The sequence below is a fragment of the Nonomuraea sp. NPDC004186 genome (assembly GCF_053603495.1).
The window spans coordinates 1-18684 of sequence record NZ_JBSGFQ010000042.1; the positions used below are offsets into that span (position 1 = coordinate 1).

An 18684-nucleotide genomic window follows, 5' to 3' on the forward strand; every position below is an offset into this window, starting at 1 on the left:
CCGGCCGGGGCCTCGTCGCCCCGGGCCGCCGGTGGCGGGGCCAAGGAGGTGACGGTGTTCGCGGCGGCGTCGCTGACCGGGACGTTCACCGAGCTCGGCAAGACCTTCGAGGCCGCGCACCCGGGTACGACGGTGAAGTTCAACTTCGGCTCCAGCGCGACGCTGGCCCAGCAGATCACCCAAGGGGCTCCGGCGGACGTGTTCGCCGCGGCGAGCCCGGCCACGATGAAGACGGTGACCGACGCGTCGCTGGCGAGCTCGCCGACCACGTTCGTGCGCAACAAGCTGGAGATCGCCGTGCCGAAGGACAATCCGGCCAAGGTGGACGAGCTGAAGGATCTGGCCGACAGCAAGGTGAAGGTGGCCTTGTGCGCCGAGCAGGTGCCGTGCGGGGCGGCGGCGATCAAGGCGCTGGACGCGGCCGGGCTCAAGGTCAAGCCGGTGACGCTGGAGCAGGACGTCAAGGCCACGCTGACCAAGGTCGAGCTGGGCGAGGTGGACGCGGCGCTGGTCTACAAGACCGACGTGATCGCGTCGGCGGGCAAGGTCCAGGGCATCGCCTTCCCCGAGGCCGACAAGGCGATCAACGACTATCCGATCGCCACCCTGGCCAAGGCTCCCGCGGGTGACCTGGCCAAGCAGTTCGTGGACCTGGTGGTGTCGCAGCAGGGCAAGGACGTGCTGACCAAGGCCGGCTTCGAGGCCCCCTGATCCGGGATGAGCTCTTTGGCACCGGAGCAGCACGATTCGGCGGGCCCGCGTGGCGGGCCCGCCGGGCGTCCGGCCGCTCCGCGTGCCGGTCTCCCCGGGCGTCCGGCGGGTCCGCGTGGTGGGCTCGCCGGGCTCACCTCCGAACGGCTCGACGGGCCCGCGTCCGTCGCCTTCCCGCCCGCCGTCGCCGACCTCGGCCGGACCCCCGGCCGGCAGATCCGGGCCTCGGTCAAGGCCGCCGAGACCCACGCCCACCCCGCATGAACGAGCTCCCGCCCGACGGCCGCCACGACTGCAACGCCATCTGCCTCGGCGGACCCTGCCACGGTCTGCTCACCCACGTCGACCAGGACATCGGCATCCTGACCGTCCCCGTGCCGCGCCTCTCACCGGACGAGCCCGAGACGTGCGCCCGCTACCGCATCACCCGCGAACGGGTGCGCTACTTCGGCCAGGCCGAGCCGTACATCGCCCTGCACTGGGCAGACCCGCCATGCTCGTGCGGCCTGGACTCATAGCCGGTCGTCGGCGCACACCGGGCTTGTGGCGCCGCGGCCCGGAAACGCAGTACTCATCTGCGAGGTGGAATCAGCCTGCTCATGGCGGATGAGATGGAAAGACGGCTACCGACGCCGCTTGTGAGTGCCCACGCCTCTTGCCTTCTTACGCCGTCAGTAGTCTCATGGGGACTACCAAGCGCCGGCTCGGTCGGCCAAGCCAGGCCCCGGGCGAGCGCACGTTCATCGACAGGAAGCCGACGCTGATGACGGTGACCTTGGACAAGAGCGTCGAAGACTTCGTGGCGACGCCTCGGCAGCTCTTCATCGACGGCCGGTGGGTGGACGCCGCCTCCGGCAGGACCTTCGCCACCCCCAACCCCGCCACCGGCCGGCCGCTCGCCCAGGTGGCCGAGGCCGACGCCGAGGACGTCGAACGCGCCGTGCGGGCCACGTTGATCATTACGGTCTCGGCGCGGGCATCTGGACCCGCGACATCTCCAAGGCGCACGCCCTGGCGAGCAAGCTCCGGGCGGGCACCGTCTGGATCAACTGCTACAACGTCTTCGACGCGGCCCTGCCGTTCGGCGGCTACAAGCAGTCCGGCTGGGGCCGGGAGATGGGTCACGAAGTGCTGGAGGCGTACACCGGGGTGAAGGCGGTGTGCACCCAGCTGTAGAGGACCTCCCGGGCTCGGGATTGGCGGACCCGGGAAACGAGGGGTGGGCGCGGGCGGCGCGCTGCCAGGCGGGAACCTGCACGCCGCCGGCCGCGCCCACCCCTTCTCATGACCGGCCGGTCAGTTCCCTGGCCCGTTGGCGGGCCCAGGTCTCGGCGGCCAGGACCGCTTCGACCGTCGTCGCCTCGCCGGCGATCTGGTCGTGCTCGTCCATCACGCGCTCCACCGTGTCGATGATCTCGAGGAACGGCAGGTCGCCGGCCAGGACTCGATCGCCTGGGTGCCGATGGATCCCGTCGATCCCAGGAGGACCAGGCTGCGGGGCTCGTGGAAGGCAGAAGTCATGGCATGCCAGCGGCGGCGGCGCGCCGCGACCTCAGAGCTGGCCGTGGGCGGGCTCGACCCAGCTGAGCACGACGAACGGGGCGGCACACGAAGGATGGTGGACACGACCCGCCGTGACCCGATAGGGGGCGCCGCGCGTCGAGCCGTCAGCCTCGAACGCGAAGACCTCCACGACGCCGACGTCCTGGTCGATGCGGGTCAGCATGCCGTCGTGCGGGCCGCCGACGCAGATGGCGTTCGGGACGGGTCTCATCCCTGGCGGCGCCCTAAGGTGCCGGCCTCGTTCTCCCTCACAGAGCAGTCCTCCGCAGCCGTGGCTAGTCAATGCGAGACTACTTGGCGGCCCTCTGACGCCCGCGACTGGCCCTACCCTTGAGCGTGTGAATCCTCGCGCGCTGTCGCTCACCGAGTGGATCGTGCTCGCGCTCGTGGCGGAGGGGCCCACGTACGGCTTCGCCGTCGCGAGGCTCACCGCTCCCACCGGTGCCGTCGGCGCGATCTGGCAGGTGCCGCGGCCTCGGGTCTACCGTGCGCTCGATCGGCTCGCCGACCTGTCTCTCATCGAGCCGTGCGGCAAGGAGCGGGGGCAGGGCGGTCCACAGCGTACGGTATTCACCGCCACGTCGGCCGGGACCTCGGCCGTGAACGGCTGGCTGATATGCCCGGTCGAGCACATCCGCGACATCCGTACCGAGTTCCTGATCAAGTTCGCCCTGCTCCAGCGATCCGGCGCGGACCCGCGCCCGCTGCTGGACGCGCAGGCGGAGCGCATCGAGCCGATCATCCGCAGCCTGCGCAGGCAGCGGGACCAGGCGCATGGGTTCGACCACGTCGTGGCCGCCTGGCGGTATGAAACGGCCGAGGCGGCGCTGCGCCTGATGCACACGGCCCGGCACTGACAGAGCGCGGTCACTTCAAGGGCGGGCTCGTCCGTACGCGGGCGAGCGCCGCCTGCCTGAGCCAGGCCATGCGTACGGCCAGGAGAGCGAACACGGGCAGCGGAAGGAGCATGGCCACGGCTCCGGCGAGCCGCTGGTCGGCGAGGAGGTCCGGGACGCCGGGCGGGGCCGCGAGGGAGAACCAGTCGGTCGCGACCGGCGGCCCGAGCAGCAGGAACGCGCCCAGAGCCAGATGAGTCAAGGCGACGGCGGCCAGCAGCCGGGCGCGGACGGCCCAGGGAATCGGGCGGGGGAGCGGGTCGACGCCCGCCGGCACCCAGAAGGTCAGCAGGCCGAGGCCGACGAACAGGACCTGGGTGAGCAGGTGCTGGGCGTAGCCGGACAGGGACCATGGGAGCCACGGCGTGGCGTACAGCAGCAGGAAAGCGACCGGGTAGACGGCGAGGAGGAAGGCAGGGTGGGTCAGGCGGCGGGCGGGGAGTTCGAGGTCCTCGCGTAAGGACGCGGCCAGGGTGAGCGGCGCGCCCAGGCAGAGCAGGAGCGGGGCGACGGCGGTGAGCACGACGTGCTGCAGGACCTGCGCCGACAGCATCGCCCGCGCGTACCCGCCCACGCCGCCGAGCAGCACCAGCGCCATGAGTGCCACCCCCGCGCACCAGGCGACCGTACGTCCGACCGGCCACGACGCGGCCCGGCGCACGCCGACCAGGTAGGCGACGGCGGGCAGCGCCAGGAGCAGCAGGACGGTCGGGTCCAGGCGGACCTCGGTGATCAGTGCGCTTGGGGTTGAAGGGGGCGAGCGGGTACTCCAGGACGAGGTGGTCGTGGCCGCCGCCGCTGCCTGGCGGTGGCGGGGTGCGGGACAGGCCGACGGCCAGCCCGATGACCGCCGCCATCACGGTCAGCTCGCCGGTCGCCAGCCGCACGAAGGTGTGGCGTACGGTCCGGTCGGCGACGCCCGCGACGGTGCGGCGGCGATGCGTCCAGCCGAACAGGCCCAGCGTCACGAGCGCCACGGTCTTGGCCACCAGGAGCTGCCCGTAGGTGCTCTGCCAGAGGTCGGACGGGCTGCCGAGCCGCACCCAGGCGCCGGCAACGCCGGAGACGGCGACGGCGGCGAAGCAGCAGAGGGCGAGCGTGCTGAAGCGGGGCAACACCGTCGGAAGGTGTTCGGAGCGGCGGAAGTGGACGAGCACCGCGGCCAGGCCGCCGACCCAGATGGAGACCGAGACCAGGTGCGACATCAACGCGGACACGGCGATGTCGTGGTCACCGGCGGAGGCGGCATGCCCCACGTACGCGGGCGGCAACAGCCCGACGGCGGCGATCATCGGGCGTACCCAGGCGGGCAGCGTCCGCAGCCGCGAGGAGACGGCCGCCAGCGCCGCCACGGCCGGGACCCACAGCAGGGCCTGCGTCTGCGGCAGCGCCGTGCCGAACCGCAGCAGGTCAGGGGCCCCGAGCAGGTCCGCGACGGGCAGGGGGATGAGGTTGGACAGGGTCAGCACGTAGCTCAGCAGCGCGGCGAAGGTCCAGCCGAGCGCCCACCAGCCGGCCGCGCGCAGGCACGCCTCGGACTCTTTCGTACCGGTCGGGGCGAGGGCGGCCGCCGTGAGCGTTCCGACACAGGCGAGCGCGCACAAGTCGTAGCAGAACCGGACCAGCGGCAGCCCCCACACGGTGACCGGCCCGGCGGTGGGCAGCCCCGGGAGCTCCGGCTGGATCGCGCCGCCGAACCGGAGCACGACGACCAGCACGACCACGCCGGCGGCCACCGCCGCACCGGCGTAGATCCGTTCCGGGGCCTTCATGGCGGCTCCGCCCGGTCAGTGTGCCCATTCGCATCGTGCCACACCGGCGGTGATCAGCCCATGGGCTCGCCCCGGAGGTTTCAGACGCGCACCACAGCGGTGTGGGCGTGCCCGCGGCTGCCGCCGACCTCCACCTTGACCGATTTCTTGGACTTGCGCACGCTGCGGTCGCTCTCCTTGACCGATTTCACCGGCCAGGGCAGCGTGATCTTCACCTCGTCGGCGGTCCTGGACGGGTCCGAGACCGCCAGCCGTACCCGCTTCTGGTCGCGGCGGATCAGCAGCGTGCAGGGGCCGTCGGCGGCGAGCGGGCCGTCCGCGGTCTCGACGGTCCCCGCGCGCCAGAAGACGGCGGCGAGCACGCCGTCGCGGGAAATGGCCTGCACCGTGCGGGAGTTCGCGAGGATCTCGACCCGCCCGCCGTACGCCGCGGTCTGGGCGACGGAGGCGTCGGGGAGCACGGCATAGGCGTAGCGCGCCCTGCGCGGATTGACGCCGTGGTCGACGAGGATCGTCGTGTAGTGCCTGGTGACAGGGGTGTCGTCGCCTCCGGTGGTGGCGCCCTTGTCGATGTCCCGCCAGCGGCCGGTACGCTTCCCGCGGATCACCTTCGCCTTGACGCCGTCGAGCAGCACATAACCGGCCACCCCGCACAGGTGGACCCAGCCGTCGTCCTGGGTCAGCGGCGGATGACTGTCGTGGGTGTTGCGGTTCTCCACGACGGTCTCGATGCGGCGGCCGTCGGAGGCGGTGATGCCGGAGCCGAGGGCGATCACCGCGTCATCGAGGAGGAACCACGCCTTCCTGGCCCGCAGCGAGGAGCCGTCGGCGATCAGCCTCATGGCCGCCACGCCGTACTCGCCGTCGAGCGCCACGCCGCCCGCCCACGGGGTGGGCGGCAGGCGACGCTTGCCGTGCCGGAGCTCGGCGCGTCTGCGGGTGTCGACCGTCGTGCCCGGCAGCCGGTACGGGTCGATCGTGGGCCACAGGTCGTCGTTCCAGTGGGTGAGGTCGCCGGTGTAGAGGTAGGTCATGCCGTCGCCGGTGTACCAGCCGTGCAGGTTCTCCAGGTTCATGGCCTCGGCCGCGCCGATGCGCTCCGAGCTCATCGCGATCGCGTAGGCCCAGGTGGGACGGTGGTGCACGACCCGGTCCATGTCCGCGAAGACGTACGTGCCCGTCGGACGCGGACCGACCGGCACCGACGGGTCCGCCAGCAGGGCCTTGGCCCCCGCGATGCTCGGCAGCGGCGCGAGCGTGTCGTACGGGATGGCCTGGTTGCGGGTGAGCCAGCCCTTCACCAGCGGCCGCCAGCGCTGGGCATAGCGTTCGGGCGCCGCCTCCAGCAAGGTGAGGATGGCCTCGACCGCCTTCTGCCCCGAGTGGTAGTCGCGGTGGCCCTGCACCGAGATCTGCCGGCCGCGTACGCAGTCCATCATCAGCCCGTCGAAGATGAACGGCGTGAACGAGCGGTCCACGATGTCGTAGACGTTCCCGATTCCGCCGATCTCCCACGGTGACTTCGCGAGCATGGCGATCAGCTTGGCCACGCTGTCCAGATAGTCCACGCCGTAGCTGCCGGTGTAGGGGAACACGTCGTGCTGGATGAACGACCCGTCACGGTAGAAGCCGTCGCCGGGGCCCTTGGTCCGCCGCAGCAGATCGGAGACGGCGTCCCTGGCCCGCTTGACCAGGCGTGCGTCGTGGGTGAGCAAGCCGCGCATCGCCACCGCCATGGCCTTGCCCGCCCGGTTGGCGCCGGTCTCGACGACGCCGGGGTGGCTGACGCGGCGTTCCGGGTCGGGGCACCAGCGGCGTAACGGACGCAGCCAGCGCTCGATGCGGTCCTTGGGCAGGCCGTCGTACATCAGGGCGCAGGTGTCGGTCAGCGCGCGGGGGACGCCGATCTCCCACCAGTACCAGTTGCTGCCCCGCCGGTCGAGCCCTTCGCGGTAGGCGTGCTCGTACAGGAAGTCCAGCGCGCTGATCGCGGTCTCGGCGACCTGCGCGTTCCGGTGCAGGGCGGTGCCCGGCGTGGCCCAGCCCAGCGCCAGCGTGCGCATGCGGTTGTAGGCGCGGTTGAAGTTGCCCGTCCGGGGGTCTCCGAGCGGCAGGTCGGGCCACAGGCTCGGGGCGCCGGGGGTGAGTTTCAGCTTGCGCAGCACCGCGTTGGCCGAGCCTTCGACCGCCTGCGTCTTGTCGGCGTACGCGGCGTCGTACGACCCGCCGGCCAGCAGGCTCACCCACCGCTCGCGCGCGGCGTCGAACGCGGCGGCGCCGACCGCCTCGGCCGGTCGCTCCCACAGGGAGAGGCCGGTTAAGGCCGCGGCGCCCAGAAGGGCGGACCGCCGACTGAGGGGGTGGGTCATGGAGGCCTTCCGACAATCGGGCAAATACCTGCTGAAACGATCATATGTCCCCAGGAGGGTGGATCATTCGTTCGGAAACCACCCCCTGCGCGCCGAAGCCGGCGGCGCCCCTGGTCGATGAGGGCGAGCGTTCTGTGATGGAGCACATCACGCTCCTCGCGCACGCCGTCAAGGGCGACGTCGACGCAGAGAGCTACGCGAACACGATGCGTTCGGTGCAGAACCAGCCCGAGGACGGCGAGTCTGCGACGGATACGGTTTCCGGCGAGGGGAGACCGCGGCAACGACACTCGGGTCGGCCTCGCAACCTGCTGAAACGGCGGGGTGTCAACCGAGACCTCGCCCGCCCTGAAGTCCGGTCGGTCGGGCGGGCGAGGCATCCATCAAATGCCGGCGTCGAGCCTATTGGTCCTCGTCCGGGGGCGGTACAGGGGCCGCTTGACATACGTGACGGGGACCGAGGAGATGGGCTCGTCGAGTGCGACGTCCGGCCGGCGACGGGCGACCGCGCGCACATAGCCGAGGTGGCGTCCGCCATCGGCGGTGAGGGCGTCGATTTCCACCTGGTTGTCCGGTGCGATCGCCCGCTGCCATTCCAGCCAGTACTTCCACCCGTCGGCCATCGTGTCGGCCACGTCCACCTGGGCGACACCGCTGCGATCCCAGTGGCGGCGCCACCACTCGGCCGAGTGCAGGTTGGCCATGCTCGGCTCCCACCACGCCGCCAGGTGCTCGGGCGTCGGTCCGTCGATCTCCTGGACCAGTCCGGCACCGGCGATGCCGATCTGCCCGCCCGGCCGGACGAACCTGGCCAGATAGTTCAGGTACAGATCGTCGGTGCCGTAGTAGACGAACGAGTCGATGCTGACGACGGCATCGAAGAAGCCCGCGGCGAACGGCAGGGCTCGGGCGTCGGCGTGGATGGGGAACGCCGCGTGCTCGGCGCCGGCGTCGTAGATGCGTTGCATGCGTTCGTCGGGGCTGAACCACAGGTCGGTGGCCCATACCTGGACGTCGTACTCGCGGTACAGGAAGATCGACGAGGCGCCCCGGCCGCAACCCAGATCCAGCACCCGCATGCCGGGCCCCAACGACATCGCCTCGGTGAGCCACTCGGCCAGCCACAGCGAGTTGGCCCCGCCGCTGACGCTGGAGCGGATCCAGTCCGGGTTGTAGCGGGAGGTCCGTGGGAACCGTTCTGACATCAACGGGTCAATCGGCATCGTCGGGTGTCCTCCTGTGTAGGTCCGCGGTGGCAGGTTGCGGTGGGGAGGGTAGCGGAACGTGACGCAGTGTTCCCGCATGAAACGCCGCCCGATGAGTAAAGTCTGCAGCCGGTACGGCTGATCGGCGGTTACCTGGTGACAGAGAGCGACTCCACGCGGCAGTCAATCGAGAGGCGACCCGGGATGGGCTTCGCATCTCCACACGGGTCCGTGGCACGCCCGGCGTGTTCCTGCCCTAGGGTGATCGCGCCGCCGTTGTTGCCCGGCTGCAGCGCTTCGCTGACCGGCACCACCAGGGTGGCCCCGGCCGCGAGCGGCCCGGCCGGTCTGCCAGGTGCCGGCCCTGCAAGTCGATCGGATCGGGCGGGGTGTTGATCGGTGTGACGGTCTCGCGCTCGGGCGCCGGTCCGTCAGGGTTGACCAGCGCGGCCACAATCCGCGCCGGTTCGCCGCCGCCGGCGGGCCGGGCGGGCGCGGTCTCGATGCGTGCCCGGTGCGGTCGTCGGTGTGCCAGGCCTGGGATTGGCAGGCGAGGAAGACGGCGATGCACCGCGATGCGCCAGGGAAGTGGAGCAGCAGGCCACCGTCCTGCCAGACCCGGTCGTCGGACCGGAACCGGCCGCTGTTGCCTTGGCCGGAAGCAGCTGGACGACGGGGTGGCGGAAGTCCTCGGCCACCAGGTACGGCAGCTCGGAGGGGGCCAGCTGCGATTGCACGTTCACCGCCACCCTGTCATCGGTCCCTGCGGTGTCGGTGAGGTGGATCTGGCAGCGCGGGGTGTCCGCGCCCCCTTCGCGACGCCGGTCGACCGCGCGCCCGGCCAGCACACCAAAGGACCGCAGCGGCACAAGTCCACTCCTCCTGAACGACGATCACATCCCGCGCCGGTCCGGATGACGCGGCGCCCCCTCAGTCGGCCAGGTAGGAGATCGAGCGAACCTCGTAGCCGGCGGTCCTGGAGCCGCGTACGTGCATCAGCATCGCCCCGCCCTCATAGGAGTAGGCGCACGAGTAGCCCTGCGGCTCCTTGCTGCAGCCCTGGAAGAAGTGGGTGGCGCCGCGCGGGTCGTACTTGACCTTGAACAGCTTCTGCACCGTGGTGGAGGTGGCGACCTCGAGGCCGCTGTACTCGTCGCCGCGCTTCCAGGCGGCGAAGAGGTGCTTGGCCACGGTGGGCGGCTCGGTGATGTGCCGCGACAGGTAGACCTTGCTGACCTTCGAGCCGGTGAGCACCATCGCGATGCCGTCAAGCCCGCCGGGCACGCGCACGCTTGTGTGCACGAACCGGCACACGTTGCTGGAGCAGCCGTCGAAGCGGTCGGGCGCGCGGTAGACGTAAGTGAAGATCGTCTTGACCGCGGTGGGGGTGGCCGCCTTCGCCGCGGCCGCGCGGTCGGCGGCCAGCCAGGCGTGGAACAGCTTGTTCGCCACCGTGCCGGGCGTGGGCGTCCCCGCCGAGGCGGGAGCGGCGAAGGCGGGGCCGGTGGAGGAGAGCGTCAGTGTCGCAGCCGCAGTGAGGGCGGCGCCGAGGACCAGTCGTTTGAACACGCTGCGACACTAAGGGGGACGCCTTGCGCAGGGATTGAGCCCGGCTTGCAGTGGTCCGGGCGCTTCGCCCAGGCCGGGCAGCTCACCGGGTCATTGTGCCGCACGTCCGGGCTCAGGCCCGGTAGCCGGTCGGGGCGCGCAACGCGGTGGACAGGACAAAGGAGACGAGCCCGTCGTAGTCGAGTCCACCGGCCCCGGCCATCGTGGCCAGGTTCCCCGGTCGCGACAAGCCGGGGAGCGTGTTGGTTTCCAGCCACCACACCTCTCCATCGGCGCCCACGACGAAGTCGCTGCGGGAGTAGCCCCAGCAGCCCAGCGACCGGTGGGCGACGCGCGCCCATTCGGCGATGAGCACCTCGGCCTTTTCCGGCAGCGCGGCGGGGCAGTGATTGGTGAACCTGCCGGGGTCGTTCTTGGTCTGGTAGTCGTAGAAGCCGTTGACGGGACGGGTTTCCAGCAGGGGCGGGACCCACAAGCCCGGCTCGTGGTCCAGGACGGCCGCGGTCACCGACCTGCCGGGGCAGAATCGCTCGGCGAACAGCTGCTGTCCGCCGGAGCGCAGCGCGCGGATCGCGCTCAGGAGCTCCAGCTCGGTGGTGGACAGGTGAATGTCGATGGATCCGCCTTCGGAGACGGGCTTGAGCATGAGCGGCAGCCCCAGGGTGGAGGTCAGCTCGGCGGCGAGTTGCTCCGCCGACAGGCCGTCGTCCAACTGGCGGCCGGGCAGAATGCCCACGCCGTGCGCGCCGACCATCGCCTTGGCCGCGCACTTGTGCATGGCCAGCGCACTGGCCAGCACTCCCGAGCCGGTGTACGGCATATTGAGATGCTCCAGCAGCCCCTGCAGCTTGCCGTCCTCGGCATACTGCCCGGCGATGGCCAGGAACGCGACGTCGACCGTGCCCAGCCGTCGCAGGAAGGCGGCGCTGGCGGTGTCGATCATCACGGCGTCGACGCCCTGCCGCATCAGTGAGGCGTGTACGGCTCTGCCGGACAGAAGAGACCGGGCGCGCTCGCGGGACCTTCCGCCGGTCAGGACGCCGACGCGCACGCCGAGGGCTCCGGCTTCTCGATGCAGAACACGGTCTCCGCGCCGAACTGGGTGTCGGTCCGCACGTCCGTACGGCGGACCGTTGCGGCGCCGAAGGCCAGCAGGACCTCTGCCTCGGGCAGGCGGTAGACCGGGATGGTCTCCGGGACCTCGATCTCCAGGAACTCCGGCGCCAGCGGCGTGAACAACACGACGACCAGCTTGCGGCGGAAGGAGGCGACCGCGTTGCCGAGGATCGCCTCCCAGTCACGGTTGTGCTCCAGGACGTGACGCAGGAAGATCGCCTCGACGTCGCTCTTGTACGTGGTCAGATCGACGATGGCGTCCGCGAAGGGCGTGCGCGAGCCGTCGATGCCGCGGTAGCGCTGCCCGGGAGCGAGGCAGGTCCGCAGCCAGCCCCGGCCGCATCCCCAGTCCTCGATCTCCGCGCAGTCGGCCAGGAAACGCGCGCCGATTTCGTAGGTAGTGGTTTCGCCGAAGGGCGTCGGCTCGATGATCCCGGCATAAAGGCTGTCCCATTTTCCAACGAGTGACATCCGCGGCTCCGTCTGGCTCGTTTGCTACCACCGTTGAACTACCGATCCACCGCGAAGTCAACATCTTTTCCGGTAGGTCGTTCTGTGGTTTACTTTGCTGGCCCGGCAGCAAGCACCCGATTCAAGGTGGGTATATGCGCGATCCGGTTGAGTTCTTGCGGTCCCATTGGCGCATTACCGTCGACCCGGAACTGCCGGGCATGGAGATCGGACTCGACGGCTTCCGTCAGTTCCTGCGGCTGGACGTCAACGCCGACACTCTGGAATCCTTCGACCGCAACGTGTCGGCGTCCTGGCACGGTGTCACCGACCAGGGCACCCACGAGAGGCTGGACTGGACTGCGAAGAGCACGCTCTGGAGTAAGCGCTATCACCTCGACATCCATTCCGGACATCTGGATTTCCACGCCGAGATCTACGGCGAAGGACTGATCGATCGCATCCGGTACTTCGACGTCATATCCGATCGCGACCACCGCCCGTTCTCGACCCGGACGATGCATCTCATCGATTACGGCCGGACCCCGGTGCGGGCCTATACGACGGGCTCGCCCATATCGTTTCGACGGGTCTTTTCGCCGGAGCCGAACTATTACGGCCGACGCGAATTCGAACCATTTGAGTACGCCCAGATCAGTGTCGCCGGAGACAGCGAATACTGCGGGGGCAATCTCATCGCCAATCCCGGGCTGCTGTGCTTCGCGGTCGCCGCTGACCCCAGCCGGGAATGGCTGGCGTTCGGCCTGGCGGTGCGCCCGGGTGAGCACTTGTTCTCCGACTTCGAATATCTCGGCGGCGCCGACTTCTCCTTCGCCCTCACCTGCTGGGGAGCCCTTCGGGTCACGGGCACGTACCTGACTCCGCACATGGTGATCGTCCGCGGCGACACCGCCGAGCTGGCCGTGGCCGCCTACGTGGACGTGTTGCGCGACTCGGGGCTGGTGCCCAGCCCGGTCCGGGAGCAGCCGGAGTGGTGGAGCAGGCCGATCGTGTCCGGCTGGGGGCACCAGTGCTACCAGGCCGATCTGTTCCGCGTGCGCAGCGGGGCGGAGCGGCAACCGGACAACGCCGCCTACATGCTCTGCGCTCAGGCCAACTACCGGGACATGCTCGACCGGCTGGACGCCCACGACCTTCCGTGGGGAACGCTGGTCGTGGACGCCCGCTGGTTTCTCTCCGGTGGCCTCAAGGACGTGGACGTCGGCCGCTGGCCTGATCTGCCCGGCTTCATCGAGGCTCTGCACCGGCGGGGCAAGCGCGTGCTCATCTGGTGGAGCCCATGGGACACGGAGGACATACCGGCGGGCGACTGCGTCACCTACCGGCCCGAGGTGAGCCTGGGACTGCCGAACAGGCCCGGGCGACGGGCGAAGACCCCCAAGGGCAACCTGCCGATGAACACCCTGCCCGCCGGAACGAAGCTGGCCGTGGACATCACGCTGCCGGCCGTGCGCGAGCGCATCAGGCAGCAGGTGCGGGCGTTGCTCGGCCCTGACGGGCTCGGCGCCGACGGGCTCAAAATCGACCACATGTGGGCCACGCCCGGAAGCTACGGCATGGCCTTCCCCGAGGGCTCGGGGCGGCTGTTCGGCCTGGAGGCGGCGCGTGCGTACCTGAGCCTGCTCTACGAGACGGCCAAGGACATCCGGCCGGACGCGATTCTGAGCGGACACTCGCCCAACCCCTACCTGGCCGACGTGCAGGACATGGTGCGCATCAGCCCCTGGTCACGCTTCCCGGAATCCGTCGTGAGCGAGGCACGGCACAGCGCCGCCATGGCCCGCCTGGCCGACCCTGGGTGGCTGATCGACACCAACGGCCACCCGATGCCCTCCCTGACCGCGTTCCGTGAGTACATGAGCCTCCAGCCCGAGCTCGGCGTGCCCAGCCTGTTGTACGCCACCCATTTGGACACCACGGGCGAGGCATTCACCGACGACGACTACGCCATGATCCGCAGAGCGTGGAGACACGGCTGACCGGGCGGGGAGTCCATGCGGGATCTGCGCTTGTCCGACTACCGGCCCGTTTCCAGCCTGCCGCCGCTTCCTCCGCCGCCGGCCAGGGCCGCGACGCCGGCGGTGGACGCGCACACGCATCTGGGGCGCTGGCTCACGGAGGGGCGCTGGGCCGCGCCGGACGTGCCCGCGCTGATCGGCTTGATGGACTCCGTGGGCCTCTCGGCGATGGTCAACCTGGACGGCCGCTGGGGCGCGGAGCTCGAGGCCAACCTCGACCGTTACGACCGCCGCCATCCCGGGCGCTTCGCCACGTACTGTCACGTCGACTGGACCGCCCTGACCGGGCCCGCGCCGGGCGAACAGCTCGCCGCGAGCCTGGCCCGCTCGGTGTCGGCCGGCGCCAGGGGACTGAAGGTATGGAAGGACCTGGGGTTGTCGGTGCGCGACGGCGACGGCGCGCTGGTCCTGCCCGACGACCGGCGGCTGGCTCCCCTCTGGGAGCAGGCGGCGGAGCTGAGCGTGCCGGTCGCCATCCACGTCGCCGACCCGGTGGCCTTCTTCGAGCCGGTCGACGAGCACAACGAGCGGCTGGAGGAACTCCTCGCGCACCCCGACTGGTCGTTCGCCGCCCCCTGCCGTCCGCGCTTCCCCCGCCTGATGGCGGCGCTGGAAGCGCTGGTGGCCGCGCATCCGCGCACGATCTTCATCGGGCTGCACGCCGGATGCAACGCCGAGGACCTGGCCTGGGTGTCGCGGATGCTGGATTCCTATCCCAACTTCCACATCGACATCGCCGCACGGATCAGCGAGCTCGGCCGCCAGCCGCGGCGTACCCGGGCGCTCGTGCTCCGCCATCCCGGCCGGATCCTGTTCGGCACCGACCAGGTCATCCAGCGCCGGGCCACCTACGAGATCTACTTCCGCTTCCTGGAGACCGCTCACGAGTACTTCCCCTACTCGGTCCTGGAGCCCCCGCCGCAGGGGCGCTGGTGCATCTCCGCTCTCGACCTGCCGGCCGAGATCCTCGCCGGCGTCTACTCGGGCAACGCCCGGCGGCTGCTGGGGATCGGCTGAAGCGAGCCCAGGAGGACCTTGAGGTCGGCGTAGAAGGCGGGCGTGGGGCTCACCTGGTAGTCCGGCAGGTCCAGATCTTCAGGGGTTGAGGAGGCGGTTGGTCTCGGCCAGCAGCTCGCTCTGGCGGAGGCGGTCGGCGGGGAACGGCATCGCGATGACGCGGTGCACGCCGACCTCGGCGAGTGCGGCCAGCCGTTCGGCGGCCGCGGCGGGTGGGCCGGTGACCAGGCCACCACGGGCCTCCTCCTCGGTCATCCCGTACTCCATCAGCGACCGGGCCTGAGCGTCGATCACCGACGCGGGCAGGTCACCGAGACCGACGCTGAGGCCGATCGTGACGCGCGGCACCGGGCGGCCGTATTCGGCGGCGAGGCCGGCCAGTTGGCGGGTCTGTTCGGCGATCTCAGCCGGCGTGGAGAACGCCGGATACCATTCGTCGGCGAAACGGGCGGCTCGGCGCATGGGGCCGGCGCCGATGAGGACGGGCGGCATCGTCGCGCCCGGAGAGAGGGTGATCACCTCGCCGTTCACGTTCGTGGGCTTGCCCTCGACCAGGCTCGGCAGGATCTCCAGGGCGGCGTCGGTGCGCTGCGCGCGTTCGGCGTAGGGGATACCGACGGCCCGCCAGGCTGCGTCGCCGTGCACGCTGCCGCCCGAGCCGACGCCGAGCAGCACCCGACCGCCGGACAGGTGCTGCAGGCTGGCGATCTGCTTGGCGGCCCAGGCGGCCGGGCGCAGCGCCAAGACCATCACCCCGAAGCCGATCTTGACGCGCTCGGTGACGGCGGCGGCCGTGGCCAGCACTATGGTGCTGTCGAGGAACGGCCGCACCGGGATCAGATGGTCGCCGACCCAGATCGACTCCAGGCCGAGCTCCTCGGCGTGCCGGGCATGCTCGCGCACCCCAGCGGTCTCATCCACGCCGAACGACGGTAGGTTCACGCCGACCTTGAGCATCAGCGCACCTCGAGCAGGGTCTTGCCGATGCCGGCGCGCGACTCGATGGCGGCGTGCGCGGCGGCGGCCCGGTCGAGGGGGAAGCGCTGCCCGATCAGCGGCCGCAGCCGTCCGCCCACGGCCTCGGCGAGGGCGCTCTCGGTGTACTCGCGCATCATCTCCGGGGTGGGCTTCGCCTGGACGAGCGTGACGCCGCGCGCGACAGCGGCCTCCGCCTCGATGCCGGCCCACTCTCCGCTCGCCAGCCCGAAGCTGACCATCCGCCCGCCCTGGCCGAGCAGTTCGAAGGCGGCCCGAGCGATGTCGCCGCCGACCCCGTCGAAAACGACGTCGACAGGGTCGACCTCGTCGGTCCAGCCCGGAGCCGTGTAGTCGACCACCTCGTCGGCGCCCAGGTCGCGGGCCACACCGGTCTTGCGCGAGCCCCCGGCCGCACCGACGACGGTGGCGCCCGCCGACTTGGCGAGCTGCACGAGGAGCGAGCCCACGCCGCCGGCCGCCGCCTCGACCAGAACCCGTTCCCCGGGCTGTGGTGCGGCCGCCCGGATCATCATGGTCGCGGTACGCCCGTCGGCCAAGACCGCGACCGCGTCGTCCAATTCCAGGCCGTCGGGGACAGTAAAGAGCCCGGAGGCATCCACCGCGACCCGTTCGGCATAACCGCCGGAGCCCCCCGTGGAGGTCACCACCCGACGGCCGACCAGGCCGGAGTCGACGCCCTCGCCGACCGCCGTGACGACGCCCCCGACGCCGTTGCCCGGGATCATCGGCAGCTCCGGCTTGAACGGCGACGGGCCACCCGACCGGAACTGGGTCTCCACAAAGGTGATGTTGGCGTAGGCGACGTCGATCAACACCTGCCCCGGCCCCGGGACCGGATCGGGGGCGTCTCCAGGTACGAGCACCTCGGGCCCGCCGAACTCCTTCAACCACACCGCACGCACAACACTCTCCCCTGTTCAGCTGATGTCGGTCTCAGCATGCAACCTCAACCGAACTCGAGGTCAAATCGCGATCACCAGTACAGCTCGACCGCCGTGTCGGCCCGGTTCTCGGGTCGGCGTCACTGGGGGACAAGGTAGAAGAGTTGACGACCTCTTCTCGCTGGTCAGAGCGAGATGATCTTTCTTTCACGTGTGGCACGTGGGCTGATCCTCACAGCATGTTGCAGCGACAATGCGACCACGCGGGGCGAGGGCGATGTAGGCCGGCCGGGCACGCGAAACTCATCGGTCCATCCTGCCCCGATGATGCTCGCTGCCCCACGGCTCGCCCGACGAGGCCCGCAGCGCCGTAGTAACCCTTTTGTGGCTGTCATCCGGTTTCGTTCGGGTAGCGTCGCCGGGTGCCGTCGGCGATTATCGACGCGACGTGACCGCGCTGCGAAAGGATCGGGTATGACGTGGTATCCGTGGAGACAGGCGTTCCTCACAGCGGGGGCGGCCGTGGTCGGCTTCGACCCGTCAACGCGCACATGGGTCACCGACGCCGCCCAGTCTCAGGGGATGGTCGACCTGCCGCCGCTGAAGGGCAAGGTGGTGACCGATCCCGCCTCGCGCGGCCAGGCGGCCGACGACTTCGGGCACCTGATCCATCGGACCCCCGGGGCCGTGCTGGAGCCCGGCGCCGTGTCGGACATCATGGCGATGATGAAGTACTGCCGGACGCACAGCCTGCAGGTGGCCGCACGCGGCCAGGGACACGCCACCTTAGGTCAGGGCCAGGTCGCGGGCGGTCTGATCATCGACATGACCCCGCTCAACGCGGTTGAGGTGCGGGAGGACACGGCCGTCGTGGAGGCGGGCGCGCTCTGGAGCAGCTTGGCGCAGGCGACCCTGGCCCACGGCCTGACCCCTCCGGTCTTCACCGACTACCTGGAGCTCTCGGTCGGCGGCACGCTCTCGGTGGGCGGTCTCGGCGGCCAGACCCACCACCACGGATCCCAGGCGGACAGCGTCGTGGAGCTGGAGGTCGTCACGGGGGAGGCCAGCCTGAGGAGGTGTTCCGCGCAGTCGCGCCCCGACCTCTTCCGCGCGGCGCTGGCCGGAAGAGGACAGTGCGGCATCATCACCAAGGCCACCGTGCGCCTGCTGCCCGCCCCCGCGACGGTCCGCCACTACCTGCTCTCCTACCCGAGCGTCGCCGCGCTGACCGCCGACCAGCGGCGCGTGGTCAACGACGGCCGCTTCGCCTACGTGGAGGGAGAGCTCGGGCTGCCGACCGGCTCCGCCGACTGGAGTTACCAGCTTGAAGCGGTCGCCTTCTTCAACGGCACGACCCCGCCCGACGACGCCAGGCTGCTCGACGGGCTGGGCGACCAGCCCGGTGACCGGCAGATCCAGGACATGTCCTACTTCGACTTCCTCAACCGGCTCGCCGCGGGCGTCGCCTATCTGAAGTCCACAGGCGAGTGGTACCGCCCGCACCCCTGGTGGAACATGTTCCTGCCCGCGAGCCGCACCGACGCCTTCGTGGAGACCGCCATCAAGGACCTGACCGAGACCGAGGTCGGCGCCAGCGGCGTGGTCCTGCTCTATCCCTTCCCCCGCGCCCGCCTGCACCTGCCCTTGCTGCGCGTGCCCGACGAGGAGACGGTCTTCCTCTTCACACTGCTCAGAACCGCCTCGCCCGGAGCCGAGAGCCCGCAGGACATGGTGGAGGCCAACCGTTCCCTCTACCTGCGCGCCCGAGCCGTCGGGGGTTACCAGTACCCGGTCGGCTCCATACCCACCACGCCTGAGGAGTGGCGCACCCACTACGGCCCCGCATGGGCCGACTTCGAGGCGGCCCGTGAACGCTACGACCCCGACGGAATCCTCACTCCGGGCCAGGGCGTCTTCCCTCCGGGACCGTGAAGTCCGCAGCCGGATCACCGTGCCGAGTTTCGCCACCAGGCGAAGGGCGCGGTGTTGCAGGGGGACGGCCGGTCGGGTCGCGCTGTGTCCGCGTACTTCTTTGAGTGCTCCACGAAGTACGGAGACAAGTGCACCAGCGCAGCGGCTGTCTCCAGCGATTCCCCA

General features: G+C 70.4%; 19 protein-coding genes and 2 pseudogenes. 9 read left to right on the plus strand and 12 right to left on the minus strand.

Annotated features, from left to right (window positions below):
- The 4 genes from modA to ACWEPL_RS30560 all read left to right on the plus strand — a co-directional run.
- Positions 1 to 711, plus strand: a 711-nt coding sequence (modA, locus tag ACWEPL_RS30545) for a molybdate ABC transporter substrate-binding protein (RefSeq protein WP_452438183.1), incomplete at its 5' end; no start/stop codon positions are given.
- A gap of 6 nt (positions 712 to 717) precedes the next feature.
- On the plus strand, positions 718 to 975 hold the full coding sequence (locus tag ACWEPL_RS30550; RefSeq protein WP_452438184.1) for a hypothetical protein: 258 nt from the start codon (positions 718 to 720) through the stop codon (positions 973 to 975).
- The gene (locus tag ACWEPL_RS30555) at positions 972 to 1229 is read left to right on the plus strand and encodes a hypothetical protein (RefSeq protein WP_350735482.1); all 258 of its coding nucleotides are present in this window, start codon (positions 972 to 974) and stop codon (positions 1227 to 1229) included. The genes ACWEPL_RS30550 and ACWEPL_RS30555 overlap by 4 nt, the downstream gene beginning before the upstream one ends.
- Positions 1230 to 1545: 316 nt before the next feature.
- Entirely contained in the window at positions 1546 to 1887 is a 342-nt protein-coding gene (locus tag ACWEPL_RS30560) for an aldehyde dehydrogenase family protein (RefSeq protein ID WP_452438185.1), read from the plus strand.
- A gap of 376 nt (positions 1888 to 2263) precedes the next feature.
- On the opposite strand, the gene ACWEPL_RS30565 is transcribed toward ACWEPL_RS30560, so the two are convergent.
- Positions 2264 to 2485, minus strand: a complete 222-nt coding sequence (locus ACWEPL_RS30565) for a hypothetical protein (RefSeq protein ID WP_363975334.1) — start codon at positions 2483 to 2485, stop codon at positions 2264 to 2266.
- Between the two features lie 127 nt (positions 2486 to 2612).
- On the opposite strand from ACWEPL_RS30565, the gene ACWEPL_RS30570 reads away from it, so the two are divergent.
- On the plus strand, positions 2613 to 3131 hold the full coding sequence (locus ACWEPL_RS30570) for a PadR family transcriptional regulator (protein ID WP_452438186.1): 519 nt from the start codon (positions 2613 to 2615) through the stop codon (positions 3129 to 3131).
- A gap of 10 nt (positions 3132 to 3141) precedes the next feature.
- On the opposite strand, the gene ACWEPL_RS30575 is transcribed toward ACWEPL_RS30570, so the two are convergent.
- A complete protein-coding gene (locus ACWEPL_RS30575) occupies positions 3142 to 3906 on the minus strand; it encodes a cytochrome c oxidase assembly protein (protein ID WP_452438260.1) in 765 nt (254 codons plus the stop codon).
- A 148-nt stretch (positions 3907 to 4054) separates the two neighbouring features.
- Positions 4055 to 4288, minus strand: a pseudogene (locus ACWEPL_RS30580) (CopD family protein); the annotation flags it as partial.
- Between ACWEPL_RS30580 and ACWEPL_RS30585 the strand changes: the two are divergent.
- Positions 4176 to 4643: a hypothetical protein gene (locus tag ACWEPL_RS30585; RefSeq protein ID WP_452438187.1), complete on the plus strand. Its 468-nt coding sequence runs from the start codon at positions 4176 to 4178 to the stop codon at positions 4641 to 4643. The pseudogene ACWEPL_RS30580 and the gene ACWEPL_RS30585 sit on opposite strands and share 113 nt — an antisense overlap.
- 379 nt (positions 4644 to 5022) lie before the next feature.
- Here the strand turns inward: ACWEPL_RS30585 and ACWEPL_RS30590 are convergent, their stop codons facing one another.
- The 7 genes and pseudogenes from ACWEPL_RS30590 to ACWEPL_RS30620 all read right to left on the minus strand — a co-directional run bounded on the left by ACWEPL_RS30590 (position 5023) and on the right by ACWEPL_RS30620 (position 11672).
- Positions 5023 to 7311, minus strand: coding sequence for a polysaccharide lyase 8 family protein (locus ACWEPL_RS30590; RefSeq protein WP_452438188.1), 2289 nt, complete (start codon positions 7309 to 7311; stop codon positions 5023 to 5025).
- 383 nt (positions 7312 to 7694) lie between these two features.
- Positions 7695 to 8516 (minus strand): SAM-dependent methyltransferase, encoded by an 822-nt coding sequence (locus ACWEPL_RS30595; protein WP_363975346.1) that lies wholly within the window; start codon positions 8514 to 8516, stop codon positions 7695 to 7697.
- A 183-nt stretch (positions 8517 to 8699) separates the two neighbouring features.
- Positions 8700 to 9248 (minus strand): DUF2278 family protein, encoded by a 549-nt coding sequence (locus ACWEPL_RS30600; protein WP_452438261.1) that lies wholly within the window; start codon positions 9246 to 9248, stop codon positions 8700 to 8702.
- Positions 9182 to 9385, minus strand: a pseudogene (locus ACWEPL_RS30605) (DUF2278 family protein); the annotation flags it as partial. The gene ACWEPL_RS30600 and the pseudogene ACWEPL_RS30605, both read right to left, overlap by 67 nt.
- Before the next feature lie 61 nt (positions 9386 to 9446).
- Positions 9447 to 10085, minus strand: coding sequence for a hypothetical protein (locus ACWEPL_RS30610; protein WP_452438189.1), 639 nt, complete (start codon positions 10083 to 10085; stop codon positions 9447 to 9449).
- Positions 10086 to 10197: 112 nt separating this feature from the next.
- Complete coding sequence (locus ACWEPL_RS30615; RefSeq protein WP_452438190.1) at positions 10198 to 11052, minus strand: D-alanine--D-alanine ligase family protein; 855 nt, start codon at positions 11050 to 11052, stop codon at positions 10198 to 10200.
- A 65-nt stretch (positions 11053 to 11117) separates the two neighbouring features.
- Positions 11118 to 11672: a hypothetical protein gene (locus tag ACWEPL_RS30620; protein WP_452438191.1), complete on the minus strand. Its 555-nt coding sequence runs from the start codon at positions 11670 to 11672 to the stop codon at positions 11118 to 11120.
- Here ACWEPL_RS30620 and ACWEPL_RS30625 point away from each other — a divergent pair.
- Positions 11666 to 13651, plus strand: a complete 1986-nt coding sequence (locus tag ACWEPL_RS30625) for a TIM-barrel domain-containing protein (protein ID WP_452438192.1) — start codon at positions 11666 to 11668, stop codon at positions 13649 to 13651. The genes ACWEPL_RS30620 and ACWEPL_RS30625 overlap by 7 nt on opposite strands.
- 15 nt (positions 13652 to 13666) lie before the next feature.
- On the plus strand, positions 13667 to 14707 hold the full coding sequence (locus tag ACWEPL_RS30630; protein ID WP_452438193.1) for an amidohydrolase family protein: 1041 nt from the start codon (positions 13667 to 13669) through the stop codon (positions 14705 to 14707).
- Between the two features lie 78 nt (positions 14708 to 14785).
- Here ACWEPL_RS30630 and ACWEPL_RS30635 read toward each other — a convergent pair whose 3' ends face one another.
- Positions 14786 to 15628 carry an LLM class flavin-dependent oxidoreductase gene (locus ACWEPL_RS30635; RefSeq protein ID WP_452438194.1) on the minus strand — a complete coding sequence of 281 codons (843 nt, stop codon included), beginning with the start codon at positions 15626 to 15628 and terminating at the stop codon, positions 14786 to 14788.
- A 35-nt stretch (positions 15629 to 15663) separates the two neighbouring features.
- A complete protein-coding gene (locus tag ACWEPL_RS30640; RefSeq protein WP_452438195.1) occupies positions 15664 to 16608 on the minus strand; it encodes a zinc-binding dehydrogenase in 945 nt (314 codons plus the stop codon).
- A 453-nt stretch (positions 16609 to 17061) separates the two neighbouring features.
- On the opposite strand from ACWEPL_RS30640, the gene ACWEPL_RS30645 reads away from it, so the two are divergent.
- Positions 17062 to 18519, plus strand: a complete 1458-nt coding sequence (locus ACWEPL_RS30645) for an FAD-binding protein (RefSeq protein ID WP_452438196.1) — start codon at positions 17062 to 17064, stop codon at positions 18517 to 18519.
- Positions 18520 to 18684: the final 165 nt, after the last annotated feature.